At 61.5% G+C, this 13,188-nt stretch carries 8 protein-coding genes and 1 pseudogene; 6 read left to right on the plus strand and 3 right to left on the minus strand.

Annotation, left to right across the window (positions count from 1 at the left end; genetic code table 11):
* Nucleotides 1-1,311: 1,311 nt before the first annotated feature.
* Together C471_RS08645 and C471_RS08650 are read left to right on the plus strand one after the other, a co-directional pair.
* A complete protein-coding gene (locus C471_RS08645) occupies nt 1,312-2,544 on the plus strand; it encodes a hydroxyacid-oxoacid transhydrogenase (protein WP_004048263.1) in 1,233 nt (410 codons plus the stop codon).
* 6 nt (nt 2,545-2,550) lie between these two features.
* Nucleotides 2,551-3,552: an alpha/beta hydrolase gene (locus tag C471_RS08650; RefSeq protein ID WP_239638635.1), complete on the plus strand. Its 1,002-nt coding sequence runs from the start codon at nt 2,551-2,553 to the stop codon at nt 3,550-3,552.
* 81 nt (nt 3,553-3,633) lie between these two features.
* On the opposite strand, the gene C471_RS08655 is transcribed toward C471_RS08650, so the two are convergent.
* Nucleotides 3,634-4,230 (minus strand): DJ-1/PfpI family protein, encoded by a 597-nt coding sequence (locus C471_RS08655; RefSeq protein ID WP_004048267.1) that lies wholly within the window; start codon nt 4,228-4,230, stop codon nt 3,634-3,636.
* Nucleotides 4,231-4,614: 384 nt separating this feature from the next.
* On the opposite strand from C471_RS08655, the pseudogene C471_RS08660 reads away from it, so the two are divergent.
* Nucleotides 4,615-5,255, plus strand: a pseudogene (locus C471_RS08660) (IS6 family transposase).
* 98 nt (nt 5,256-5,353) lie between these two features.
* Here C471_RS08660 and C471_RS08665 read toward each other — a convergent pair.
* Complete coding sequence (locus C471_RS08665) at nt 5,354-6,511, minus strand: Fic family protein (protein ID WP_049909159.1); 1,158 nt, start codon at nt 6,509-6,511, stop codon at nt 5,354-5,356.
* A 254-nt stretch (nt 6,512-6,765) separates the two neighbouring features.
* Between C471_RS08665 and tnpA the strand changes: the two genes are divergently transcribed.
* Nucleotides 6,766-7,173, plus strand: a complete 408-nt coding sequence (gene tnpA / locus C471_RS08670) for an IS200/IS605 family transposase (protein WP_004048271.1) — start codon at nt 6,766-6,768, stop codon at nt 7,171-7,173.
* Nucleotides 7,173-8,417, plus strand: coding sequence for an RNA-guided endonuclease InsQ/TnpB family protein (locus C471_RS08675; protein ID WP_004048273.1), 1,245 nt, complete (start codon nt 7,173-7,175; stop codon nt 8,415-8,417). Before tnpA ends, C471_RS08675 begins: the two co-directional genes overlap by 1 nt.
* 85 nt (nt 8,418-8,502) lie before the next feature.
* Here the strand turns inward: C471_RS08675 and C471_RS08680 are convergent, their stop codons facing one another.
* Entirely contained in the window at nt 8,503-9,705 is a 1,203-nt protein-coding gene (locus tag C471_RS08680) for an MFS transporter (RefSeq protein ID WP_004048275.1), read from the minus strand.
* 704 nt (nt 9,706-10,409) lie between these two features.
* On the opposite strand from C471_RS08680, the gene C471_RS08685 reads away from it, so the two are divergent.
* Entirely contained in the window at nt 10,410-13,115 is a 2,706-nt protein-coding gene (locus C471_RS08685; protein WP_004048277.1) for a hypothetical protein, read from the plus strand.
* The last annotated feature ends 73 nt before the right edge of the window (nt 13,116-13,188 follow it).

A 13,188-nucleotide genomic window follows, 5' to 3' on the forward strand; every position in this document is an offset into this window, starting at 1 on the left:
GTCGTGTTCGTCCCCGTGTCAGTTTCCTCTTCGAACGCGTCGGTGGTGCCCGCAGCGCCGTAATACCCGTTCTGGGCGTCAATCGGATCGCCCATCAGCGTGCCGTCGAGGTACGAGTCCATGGTCGCGCCGCAGTTGTACGCGCCGGCTTCGTAATCGGGCGCGCCATCGTCGTCGTAGACCGAGATCTGCTCGTCGCCGTCGAACCAGTCGATGTGGAACTCGCCGTTGGTTCCGGGTCCGGTCTCGTCCTCCGTCTCGTTGGAGGTGCCGTTTGCGTAGCCCGTCGCGCGGAAGACGGGCATATACTCGAGCGATTCGATCTCCGGCGGGTCGAGGTCGATNGTCTCGTTGGAGGTGCCGTTTGCGTAGCCCGTCGCGCGGAAGACGGGCATATACTCGAGCGATTCGATCTCCGGCGGGTCGAGGTCGATCTCGCCGGTGGCAGCTTCGATAAGGACGCGAACCTTTCCGACGACGTCGTCCATCCCGTCCCAGGTGACGGACAGCGAGGGGTTGATGAACACTTCGTCGACCTCGCCGTCATCGCTTTCGAGTGTATCAGGATTGGCTGACGAAATGTCGACCGTGGCGGCAGCGGCAGAGCCAGTTAAAGCCGTGACACCGAGGCCGGTGCCGGCAGCGACAGCACCGGTGCCCCCGATATATTTGAGTACAGTACGCCGATCCGCGTCTTTCAAACCGTCAAGTGGTTGCTTAGACATGTCTGTTACCTACCCGAGATGGGCATTCTCGCATACTCTTGTGTGGCTTCCACCCCCCACCAAGTATGCAAGNGTGGTTGCTTAGACATGTCTGTTACCTACCCGAGATGGGCATTCTCGCATACTCTTGTGTGGCTTCCACCCCCCACCAAGTATGCAAGTGGATATCAATCGATGGTTATTTATAATTTTTGGCACTCTCCAGTTAGCATCTTTTCAGTTGGTGCTCGATCGTCTGCTCCGTGGCTGAGCGGGTGGAACTTCGCCCAGGGCAGGCTTCGCGACGGGTTTGACCCGGTCCGAGGGAGCCCGTGCAGCCGCGGCAGCGACCCCCCGGCGAGCATCACGTCTCTGAGTCGATCCGCTGAATCGATCGACATCGGTGTCAACAGCGTCGCGGAGGTACTCTACGAGAGACGCGTTGGCAGATGGTCGCAGCCGTCGAGAGAGCGGCCCGTCGGCTATCGACTGGTGACTGCGTCGGAACTCCGCGAATGTTCGGCTTCGTCGCAGACGGGCTTCGACCGGCCGACCTGCGCGGGGGAAAAGTATTACCCCCCGGCCAAGGTTGTCAATACCACGCAGAATGGTGTACGAACCCGAATCAGTCTGGGAGTTCAGTACGACGGGAAACATTACGTTCGGCCTTGGTGCCGCCGAGGAACTTGAAGCCGTGGTCCAAGAGTACGAGGCGACGAACGTACTCGTCGTGACGGACGAAGGCGTGGCCGAGGCGGGGATCGTTGACGAGGTGATCGGTCCCATCGAGTCCGGAGAGTACACGGTCTACGACGGCGTGGAACCGGATCCGGCGCTTTCGACGTTCGAGGAGGCCCGAGAGGTAGCAACGGAGGTGGACCCGGACTTCGTGGTCGGTATCGGAGGCGGAAGCTCGATGGACGTCGCGAAGACGACCAGTATCGTCCACGAGCACGGCGGCGACATCCTCGATTACGTCGCAGCGCCGACGGGCCGCGGCGAGGACGTCCCCGGACCCGGCGTCCCCACGGCGTGTCTGCCGACGACCGCCGGAACCGGTTCGGAGACGTCGCCCGTGACCGTCATCTCCCTTCCCGACGAGGACCTCAAAGTCGGCATCTCCAGTGGGTACCAGCGACCGAACGTCGCACTGGTCGATCCCGGACTGACCGTGTCGCTGCCGCCGGGGCCGACTGCCTCCTCGGGAATGGACGCTCTTTGCCACGCGATCGAGGCCTACGTCACTCGGCGGTACGACGCCAAGCCGGCGCCAGCGAGCAGGTCCGACCGCCCGGATTACAACGGGAGGTCGGTTCTCACCGACCAGTTCGCTCGTTCGGCGATCGAACACGTCGGCTCGGGGCTTCGTGACGCCGTGAACAACGGCCAGGACCTAGAGGCGAGGCGAAACATGGCGCTTGGAAGCCTGATGGCGGGAATCTCGTTCACCAACGCGGGCCTCGGTGCGACACACGCCATCGCGATGGCCGCCGGTGCGATTCACCACACCCCTCACGGGGTCACGATCGCGCTCACGCTGCCTCAGGTGATCAGACACAACGCCGCGAGTGCGTTCGATCGGTATGCCGAAGTTGCCGAGTTGCTCGGAGAGGACACGTCTCGGGCGAGCCCGGGCGACGCGGCCGAAGACGCCGCGGTCGCAGTCGAGCGGCTCGCCAGCGACGTCGGTATCGACGGCGGCCTCTCGACGCTGGGCATCGAAGAGGACGATGTCGTTCACATCGCCGAACGCGCCAGTACGCTCGAACGGCTCCTTGCCGGTAACCCGCGCCGCGTAACGAAGACGGACCTCGAAGAGATCATCCGTCGGTCCATCTGATTCACCATGGCATACCTGCGCGCGGAGGAGCCGAACCCCGAGCTAGCCCCGTCATTGAATCCCACACCACTCGGACGACTGCTGTGGAACGCGACTGCGGTCGACGACGATCGGATGCTCCGCTCCAGGGCGAGGATCAAAGTGGTGCGAGCGCTTCGATCGGTGCTGTCCGAGGAGACGGAGAATCTGCCCACGGTGGACCACGTAGCCGAGTTCGCCGTTCCCGGACCGGGACGAGATGTCCCGGTCCGCGTGTACGTCCCGGACGGTGGGGGGGAGGCGGCACCGTGTCTGGTGTACTTCCACGGCGGCGGCTGGGTGCTCGGCGGTCTCGACTCCCCGGAGGGGACGCTCCGACACCTCGCCAACGACGTTCCGTGCGTCGTCGTGTCCGTCGGGTACCGCCTCGCGCCCGAACACCCCTTCCCCGCCGGATTGGAGGACTGTTACGCTGCGACGAAGTACGTCGCTTCCAATCCCGGGACGTTCGGCGTGGATCCGGACCGGATCGCCGTCGGCGGGCGATCCGCGGGAGGGAACCTCGCCACGGCGGTCGCGCTGCTGGCGCGAGACCGGGGCGGTCCGTCGCTCGTCCATCAGGTCCTCGACGTGCCCATCACTGACCGCTCGTTCGACACCAACTCCTATTCCGAGAACGCGACTGGCTATCTGCTCACGCGCGAGAAGATGATCTGGTTCTGGCGGTGGTATCTGCAGACGGAACTGCACGACACGAATCCCCACGCCGCACCGCTGCAGGCTAACTCGCTCAGCGACCTCCCCCCTGCGACGGTGATCACCGCCGGATTCGACCCGCTACGCGACGAGGGAATCGCCTATGCGAACCGGCTCGAGGACGAGGGCGTGGCAGTCCACCTCCACAACTATCCGGACATGATTCACGGTTTCTCCGGGAGAGCCTACGGTGAAGGCCTCTCTCGTGGCTTCGAGGCACTGAACAAGATCGGCGACCACCTCCGATCGGCGTTTGCCGATCCGTCCCCGTAGTAGAAACGACGGTATCGGGGGCGCGTCGTCGCAACGCTCCCGTGAAGCGCCGACACGATCTCCCGTGCAGCATCTGAGCGATCAGTCGTCTGCGGGCGCGACCTCCTCCTCGTGTCGGACCTCGGTCCCGAGCATCTCGAGGAAGATCGACAGGATCTCCGGATGGTCGTCCCACCCCTGGGCCGTCACGAGGTTGCCGTCGCGGGTGACCTCGTCCACCCAGGCGGCACATCCCGCGGCCTCACACTCGGAGCGCAGTGCGTGATACGACGTCATCTCGTACCCGTCGACGACGTCGGCGGCGTTGAGGATGTGCTGACCGTGACATAGCGCCCCGACCGGCTTGTTCGTGTCGAAGAAGTGCCGAACGGTATCGAGGACTTCGTCGTACGTTCGGAGGTACTCGGGTGCTCGCCCACCCGGCAGGTATAACGCGTCGTACTCGTCGAGGTCGGCATCAGCGAGCGTCGCGTTCAACTCGAAGTCGTGTCCCCGATCCTCCATGTACGTCTGGTCGCCGCGGAAATCGTGGATCGAGGTCTTGATCCGATCGCCCGCCTCCTTGTCCGGACAGACCACGTCGACGTTGTGGCCGACCATCTCTAGGCCCTGGTACGGTACCATAACGTCGTAGTCCTCGCCGAAGTCCCCGGTGATGAGCAGTATGTCTTTGGGCATTGAGTGCACCTACCACGCGCTACGCGACGGGGGCTTAAGAAACCTGTCGGTTGAACAATCGGAGTAATCCCCTGAGAGTAACGAGAGTGGGCGGTCGGGTGCAGCGCCGGCGTCGGAGCCATCCCACGCAGAGCTGTGCGTGCCGATAAGACGCACGGCCGTCCACCAAACGCACTCACGAGTTCGGGAAATCCGCGTGCCGTCGTCGCGTCCGCAACGAGATCCCTGGAGCATCTCTCCCCGCACCTGAGGACGCGGGAATCCCGCCACGGGAGTTCAGGCCGAGTGTCTGTTCGGCCCTGCGGTTTCAAGACGCATACGTTCCACGCGTCTCCTGCTTGTCACGTTACGTGAGAGACTGAGGCGGACGAGCTCTGAGTGTCTATGGCAGAATTCGACCGCCTCAGCGGACCTCTCGAATCCACTTGTCGTTTGTGGAGCGAGATCGAACTCCGCGCTGGGCGATTGAAGTAGGACTCTGATGTCAATTATCATGTGTCATTACGTGAGGTAAGTAAATATATCGACAAATACGGGATCGATCGGAGTCATGTCGCTATTCACAACTGGGTTCAGAAAGCCGATCTACAGCCAGCTGACGGTGAGAGCCCGGATCGGATCGCGGTCGATCAGAAACCGATCCGGATCCACGATGAGCAGTACTGGCTGTACGCCGCCGTCGATCCGCAGACGAACAGAATCCTTCATTCGCGGCTGTTTCCGACGTATACGATCCCGATCGCACGAGGGTTGCTCACTGAATTAGCTGAGAAATACGATGGTGAAGACGCTCCGTTCTCGTCGATGACGCAGACGATCTGATCGGCGGTCTCCGCCGCGAAAACTACAGCCATCGCGTCGAACAACACGGTTTCAGAAATTCTATTGAACGTATCTTTAAAGAAGTAGAACGACAAACCTCTTCGTTTTCAATATGTTTCAGCCACGTCGATCAACCGACTGCGGAAACGTGGTTACAAGCCACGCCGTCTGGTGGAACCATGCGCAACTTGACACGATACTAGTTCCGGAAAGCGCCATTGAATCTCTTCTGCCATTGTGTCGCTGTCTCCCGATTCTGATCGTGGAAGCACGTTGCTTCCGGAAACATCCGGAAACCAGGTCACCGGTGTGGAGCGCGCTCTAGGATATCGAAGATATCGACCGCTCTGTACTCTCGGTTGCGCTGTTGGCCAGTCACCTCGACAACGAGGCCATCTGCTTCGACTTCTTCGATCGCGTTGTAGGCGGTCTGTCGGCTCACATTGAATCGCTGCGTGATATCGTTCGCAGTGAAGTAGGGAAGCTCGAATAGATTGCGCGCGAGCTTGTGACTCGTCTTTTGACTCTGATACTGTTCTTCGTACTCTCGGCGAAGTTCGATCAGCTCGAACGTCCGCTCGTAGGAATCTCGGGCTTGTTCTTCGATACCCTCGATAAAGAACGCAATCCAGTCACGCCAGTTGCCCTCTTCGCTGACCGCACGCATCTTTTCAACGTACTCTTGCTTGTTCCGATTGAAATAGGCACTCGGATAGAGGTACGGATCGGACAGATAGCCGGCCTTGAGGAGTTGTAACACGATCAAGATGCGTCCGAGACGGCCGTTACCGTCCGAACAGGGGTGAATTGTCTCGAACTGGTAGTGAGTGATCGCCAGATCGACCAACGGGTGATACTCACCCCCCATCTGAATGTACGCCTCCAGAGAGTCCATTAATTCTGGGACGTTACTTGGTGGCGGCGGAACGAACGGCGACTGACTTCGACGTGGTGCTGGTATGTGAACGTCGCTATCTCGCCACTCTCCGATAAGTTCACCTTCGTTCCGAACTCCTTCGAGAAGTGTTTCGTGTAGGGATCTGAGTAGCGCTAACGAGATCGACTCCCCGCTTTTGATCGCATCAAATCCGTCTTTGAGTGCTTGTTCGGCGTTGAGAACTTCTTGTAAGTCACGACTCACACTCCCGGTGCCGTCGGACTTCCCCCGCGTGTGATACGCATACACCTCATCCATATCGACGTCTGCGCCTTCAATTTCGGCAGTTTCGACAGCTTCGATTCTGAGAAGCGACGTGTACAACACCGGCGAGAAATCGACTGTTGGACTGATTCCATCGATGCGGCCGAGCTGAAACGTTGCGTCCGATATCGTCGCTGTGAGATCGTCATCGATCTCGATTGGAGCTGAGACGGGCAACTTCTCTGGAATGTAGTAGGGACGTGGATGTGACTCCCGGTAGTGTCCCGGCGCTTCCGAAGGCAGATCTCGGATTCTCATTTTGAATTAGATGATGTCTGGTGCGTCTTAATCACATCGGTTATAAACCACTTTGAATAACTTGGAACACACCCACCGGCTTAGCTGGATATAGGCGCTAAGCCCCCACCCTCAACGGAGCGATCGAAGGGAGCGGAGTAGGGTGGGGATACAGCGCCGTCATCATCTGTTCATACAGCGATACGGTTACAGGCCCACAGACCCACGTAGTCGCAACGTTTTTTATTGGGATACCGTACAACAGTACGAACCCAATGGAGTACGACCTCGATTCGGGAGCGCATTCGACGTACTCCCTGCACTACCACCTGATACTCACTACGAAGTATCGGCGCGGAGTGCTAACCGAGGAGCGAACCCAATTCATTCGCGGGATTATCAGGGGGTTCACGGATAAGTACGGCGTCGAACTGACGAACCTCGACGGAGAGGACGACCACGTACACATCCTGTTCCGAGCGAAACCAACCACAGACCTCGTGAAGTTCATCAACACGGTCAAGGGTGCGACCGCCCGCCGTATCCGTAACGAGTACGAGGATGAACTGAAAACCGAACTATGGGGCGACTCGTTCTGGAACGACTCGTACTGCCTCATTTCGACGGGGCAGGTGTCGCTGGATGTGCTGAAACAGTACGTCGAAGACCAGCGGGAGAGCTGATGTACTACGCCTACAAGTACCGCCTCAAGCCGTCCGACGCCCACCGCAAGGAGTTGGACCGCCACCGCGATATTTGTCGGCAACTGTACAACCACACGCTCTACCGCCTCAACGAGTACCAAGACGAACACGGCGAACTCCCGTCCATGACCACGCTTCGGTCGGAACTCCCCGACCTCAAGCAGTGGTGGGATGGCCTCTCCGACGTGTACTCGAAGGTTCTCCAAACCGTCGTGGAACGCCTGTTCGACAACCTCAAAGGACTCTCCGCGCTCAAGGAGAACGGCTACGGCGTCGGTCAACTCAAGTGGAAGCCGCCACGGGAGTTCCGCAGTTTCACGTACAGTCAGTCCGGCTTCAAGCTCGACAAGAAGGGCGGTCAGACTGTGCTGTCACTCTCGAAACTCGCGGACATACCGATTCGGCTTCACCGCGCCATCCCGGACGACGCGAACCTCAAACAGGTCACGGTCAAGAAGGAACCGACGGGCGAGTGGTTTGCCACCTTCGGCGTCCAAATGGACCGTGAACCGCCCGAACCGCCTGAGAATCCCGAGCGGTGCGTCGGCATTGACGTGGGGATTCTCAAGTACGCCCACGACACCGACGGGACCGCCGTCGGGTCGCTCGACCTCTCGGACGAACGGGACCGTCTGGAACGCGAACAGCGGTCCCTCTCACGGAAGGAACACGGGTCGAACAATTGGGAGAAGCAACGGCGGCGGGTCGCTGAGTGTCACGCCGATCTCCGACGGAAGCGCCGCGACTTCCTACACAAGCTCTCGAACTACTACGCTCGGGAGTACGACCTCGTGGCGGTCGAAGACCTGAACGTGAAAGGGATGCTCGAATTACCGTCGAACAGCCGCAACACGGCGTCGGCGGCGTGGCGAACGTTCCTCTCGTTGCTCGAATACAAGTGCGAGCGTGAAGGAACGCACTTCGTCGCCGTGAATCCGAGAGGGACGACCAAGGAGTGCGCGTCGTGCGGCGTTTCGACCGACAAGCCGCTGTGGGTCCGTGAACATTCCTGTCCTGCCTGCGGGTTTGAGGCGGACAGGGACGCGAACGCGGCGTGGAACATCCGTTCTCGCGGCCTCAAGGACGTAGGAGTGGGACACTCCGAAGGAACGCCTGTGGAGACTGCGCTCCCTGTGGACACCGACTCGGTGTCTGCAAAGCGCGTCGTGGAAGCAGGAAGCCCTACCCTCAAGGAGCGAACGGCGTCAGCCGTGAGCGAGTAGGGTAGGGTAGTTCACTCTCATAGGAACGCAGAATTTGTCTACCGCGTCTCCCAGTATAATCTGAATGTCATGTTTGCCCGAACTACTAATTAACTTGTATGGTTCGAGTGTTATCGGTTCCTTGCGAACTGTCGTCACGAATCGGCGACGTGAGTAGCCAGAGTACGCCTGCGGCGATGGAGACGGCGACACCAGTTGCCGCGAGAAACACGACTGGACCGATCTCCTCGGCGACCGGGCCGCCCAGGACGTTCGCGGTCCCGGAGGCAAGCGAGAGTACCATCGAGACGCCAGACAGCACTGTCGCCCGGCCGACGTTCTCCAGTCGATCGTTGATGTACTCGTTGCGGACCGGCCGCACGAGTTGCGAGACGGCACGACGGACGAACACGGCTGGGATGAGCAACAGCGGGACGACGGCGAAACTCGCGTACAGAACGCCGAAGATTGGGACCAGTGAGAGCATCACGCCCCGCGTTCCGATACGGTCCTGAACCGGTCCCGCAGCGCTGGTGGCAACCGCGGAAACGAGTTTGAACCCTGCGTAGAGCACACCGAGGCCGGCGACGGGGACACCGATCTCACGGAGCGCTGGCTGTTCGAACACTCGCGTCACCGAGAACACGACGTTGAACAGCGCGGCGTAGACGACAAGCCAGCCGATGGAGGGGCGGCTGAATTGCCCCCGGAGCAGCGAGGCGGCCCGCCGAAGCGTCATCGGTGGCTCGTCATTCTCGGCGTTCTGGGTCTGGGGCAGTGTAAAGAGGATGGGGAGTCCTACGGCGGCGACGGCAGCGTTCGCGGTAAACGGAAACACGGGGTCGACTGTGTACAGCACACCGGCGACGAGCGCCGACACGGCCGACACCACGAGGAGGACCGACTCCGCCCGGCCGCTCAGGCGTGCGAACTCGCCGTCGAGTCCCTCTCTCTCCAGTAGTTCGTACAGCCACGCATCGCTGGTGCCGCTCCGGAGCGTCCACGCCACCGCCCACAGCAGGTAGATCGCCGTAAAGTGCGTGACCGTGGCTGCGAACACGAACGCCGTCATCACCGACGCGGTGACCGCGTTCCCCAGGGCGAGTGTCCGTCGCCGACCCAGATAGTCGGCGAGATACCCTGTTGGGAGTTCGGCAGCGACCATCCCAAACAGGAAAACCCCCTGCACGAACCCGATCTCTGCCAACCCCAGCCCTCGTGTCTCCATGTAAATAACAGAGACGGGGAGGTAGAACCCGTTTGTGAGCGTCGCGCGGTACGCGTAGTACCGCCTGACCACGGAGACCATATTCGGTCGTCCGGTCGCATTTGGGAAGAGTATTCCCGGTAATCGTATTTTGTTAATTAACTATCATTTCTATCACCGTCACTCAAGTCCCGCCACGCTCGAAGGTCCCAGAAGCGATTCAAGTATTGATTGTGCCCCCATCACGACTAAAGCGACCGTAGTGAGGCGTCAACAACCGGCGTCAGCTGTGGGCGAGCAGAGTGGTCGTGCGTTCGCGGTGAGATCTGTTAAATTGCGACCGACACGAAGCGTTCACGACTTTTTCAATGTCGGCTCCCTGTCGAGCAACAAGTCTGGACATCTGCTCCACTCTGAGGGGCGAAGACTTCCACGGCACCGCACTGGTGGGTTGGAATAGTGTGGTTTCGATGTGTTGGGATACTGTGGTTTACAATTATCGCTCGCTAATGGCCACAGTAGCATCCCCGGAGCCACCCACACGCAGAGACTACAACGCTGATTTGATTTATCGACCGTTTTTTTTATATGCGGTGTCAGTATGTTTGCGTATGGTACGGCCCTCCCGCCGGCGCTTCCTCGGAGGAAGTGCCCTGACGCTCGCAGCGTTAACAGGTGTTCTCACCCCTGAAACCGACGTGCATGGTTCTGACCAACTGACTGATCTTGACGTCGATATTTCGGCCCCATTCGCCGACGCATTCCTCCCTGTTCCGGCGGGCGACGCGCTGTCAACGACGTACGCGATGGTCATTGCGGAGCGCGTCGACGCCGACACGGAAGAGGACCTGAGCTACCGCGCCCGTTCCGCGACCGAGCGGTTCGACGTCGACGCCGGCGAGTTGGCTGCGACCGTCGCGGTCACGCCGTCCGAACGCGGGATCCAGCTAGTGACGGCCGCTGGCGATTTTGATCGACTCGACCACGGAGAGACGATCGCAGTCGGCGAGGGAGGCGGTGAGTCGAACGACGACGCCCCCGCTGAGGTCGAAACGACCGACGAACTCCCTGCCGGCTGGCGACTCACCGATAACGATGAGACCGCGTTCGTCACCGGTGACGGCGTGGCGGCCGCCGCGACCGATAGCGGGTACTCCCCGAGCCCTCGCGGTCGTTCGGACTCGTCGGCAGATGACACGAGCGAGCGGCGGATCGAAGCCGCTCTCGCCGCCGGCCGCGCAGCCGCTGACGAGGCCGACCGCCTTGCGGAATCGCCGCTAGGCACGGCTGCCCTCCCTCGGCTCGGTGGATTCGAAACAGTGCTTTTGGTTCCGGACGCCACTGGCGGTCCGTCTCCGCTCGCGGTCCCTGACAACGTGGACGCCTTCGCCGCCGGCTTCGAGACCGACCTCACGGATCTCAGGGACATCGACGGAACGGTGGAGAACGCATATGTGATCCGTCCGGCTGCTGATACCGATCGGCTCAACGACGAGACTGCGAGGCGGCTCGTGCGTACCGTCGATCCCGCCGTCCCGGTCGAGATGGACATCACCCGTACTGACGGCGTCGTGCTCGTCGACGCCGTCGTCGAGGCCCCGCCGGAAATCGACCGTAAGGCGTCGCCGGACGCCCGCGTCCGGTCGCAATTTGACCGCGCCGCCGGCACCGTGACGTTCGAGCATGTTGAAGGCGAGGCGGTGCCGGCCGACGAGCTGGAGGTGTGGCACGACGGCGAGGTGGTGAGCGACACGGTCCTTGACGGCGAGGAATTCACGGCAGGCGATGCGTTCACCGTCGAGACTGGCCTGATCGGGACCGTCATGGTGCGGTGGTTTGACCCGGACGCGAATGTCTACGACACGTACGCTCGCGAACAGGTCGACCGCGAGGCGTTTGCCGTCGAGTACGACATGAGTGCCGAGACGTTGGAACTCACCTACGAGGCCGAGCGCCCCGCCGACGCAAGCAGCCTTCGGTTGGTCCACCGCGGCGAGGGGGGCGTCCAAACAGTTGGCGACGAATTCACCGACGGAACGCTCGAACCCGGCGACGCAGTTACCGTCACGGACGTGTCGATCGGTGACAGTGTACAGTTAGAGTTTGACGTTGAGACGCCGATGGGCGGCGGCTCGCTCGTCCATTACCGTGCCCGCCCCCCGCGCGTTTGGATCCACTCGCATGCCGAGGACGGGACCACGATCAGGTACGACGGTGAGGAGTCTCGTCCTGCTGACGCGTTCGTGACCCTTCTCGACGGAGAGCCGACCGACGTGCAGTTCGCCGACGAGTACGACACGCTCTCAGGCGGCGAGGAGCTGGTTCTCGGGGAGCTTCCGCTGGGGAGAACGGTCGCGGTCGAGTGGCACGAGCCGGACGAGCCGGTTGTCATTGCCGAACACGAGGTCGTGCCAAACACGCGCGCATCGATAGAGTACGACCCGGAGGCCGGCGAGATTACGGTCCAGCACCGAAGCGGCCGGACGCTTCCCGCGTCGGAGTTGGAGCTCCAAGCCGGTCGCACCCCGACCGATGTCCAGCCGGCGGACAAACTCGACGAGTTCGGTCCCGATGACTCGTTCAGCGCTCCAGTGCCGCCGCTCTCGCGGGTGCGACTCGTGTGGACCGGCGGCGATCGCGAACACCATCTTGGCGGCACAACCACGGCACGCGACGCAGTCGCGGCGACCTACGATGCTGACACCGAGGCCATGACGGTCGAGTACGTCGGCGAACGGCCCGTCGATCCCGAGCGGCTGCGCGTGTCGGTGCACGGTGCTGGGAGACCGCCGGATCGAGAACGAGATCAGGAGTCGGCGTTTGCGGCTGAGTACGACGAACTAACGGAAGGGGACACGATCACGGTCGACGACGTCGGGCTCGACGACACCGTGGTCGTCAGCGTCCACACCGAGTTCGAGAACGGGTCGGCGACCAGCTCCGTCGGCCACTTCTCGGCGGCACCTCGCCGCGGATTCGTGGTTGATGACGGAGAGGGAGATAGCGACGGGTCGGAGACGACGCTCCGTTACGTCGGCGAGGTCCGCCGCAACGCCGATGCCTTTGCGGTTCTGATCGACGGTGAACCCGCGCCAGAGCAACCCGCCGATGAGACGGACCGACTGACTGGTGGGGAGACGCTGTCGCTCGGCAACCTGTCCGCCGGCACAGAGGTTGCTGTCGAGTGGACTGCCGGCGATGAGACCCGAACTGTGACGGAGCACGTGATCCCCCCGCAGGCGAGGTTCGAAGTCGCGTATGAATCGGCTGACGACGGCGAGGGCGGTGTCGTGACGTTCTCCCACGTCGGTGGTGATGCACTTGACGCTGAACACGTTGACGTGGTCGTTGAACCCGAAACCGACGGATTGCGCCCCTGGGATTCCGACACCGACGAGGTGGCCGCCGGCGACGAGACGAGCGTCACGGTCGACGCGGAGCCGGGGCTAGCCGCCGTCGTCTTCAACGAGAGCGAGGTGCTCCACCGCGAACCGCTCGCCCAGGACAGATAGGGGAGTGTCGTAACTCGGTACCGCTCCTTAGGAGGTACGGGTATCGGTCCGTGGATACGTTCGCTACCTGGAC

It is taken from the genome of Halorubrum saccharovorum DSM 1137 (assembly GCF_000337915.1).
GTDB classification, from domain to species: domain Archaea; phylum Halobacteriota; class Halobacteria; order Halobacteriales; family Haloferacaceae; genus Halorubrum; species Halorubrum saccharovorum.

Coding starts and splice junctions, on each gene's coding strand:
- C471_RS08665 (WP_049909159.1), bottom strand. CDS start 6,511: ATGAGAATCCGAGATCTGCCTTCGGAAGCGCCGGGACACTACCGGGAG.
- C471_RS08650 (WP_239638635.1), top strand. CDS start 2,551: ATGGCATACCTGCGCGCGGAGGAGCCGAACCCCGAGCTAGCCCCGTCA.
- C471_RS08645 (WP_004048263.1), top strand. CDS start 1,312: ATGGTGTACGAACCCGAATCAGTCTGGGAGTTCAGTACGACGGGAAAC.
- C471_RS08655 (WP_004048267.1), bottom strand. CDS start 4,230: ATGCCCAAAGACATACTGCTCATCACCGGGGACTTCGGCGAGGACTAC.
- C471_RS08685 (WP_004048277.1), top strand. CDS start 10,410: ATGGTCATTGCGGAGCGCGTCGACGCCGACACGGAAGAGGACCTGAGC.
- tnpA (WP_004048271.1), top strand. CDS start 6,766: ATGGAGTACGACCTCGATTCGGGAGCGCATTCGACGTACTCCCTGCAC.
- C471_RS08680 (WP_004048275.1), bottom strand. CDS start 9,705: ATGGTCTCCGTGGTCAGGCGGTACTACGCGTACCGCGCGACGCTCACA.
- C471_RS08675 (WP_004048273.1), top strand. CDS start 7,173: ATGTACTACGCCTACAAGTACCGCCTCAAGCCGTCCGACGCCCACCGC.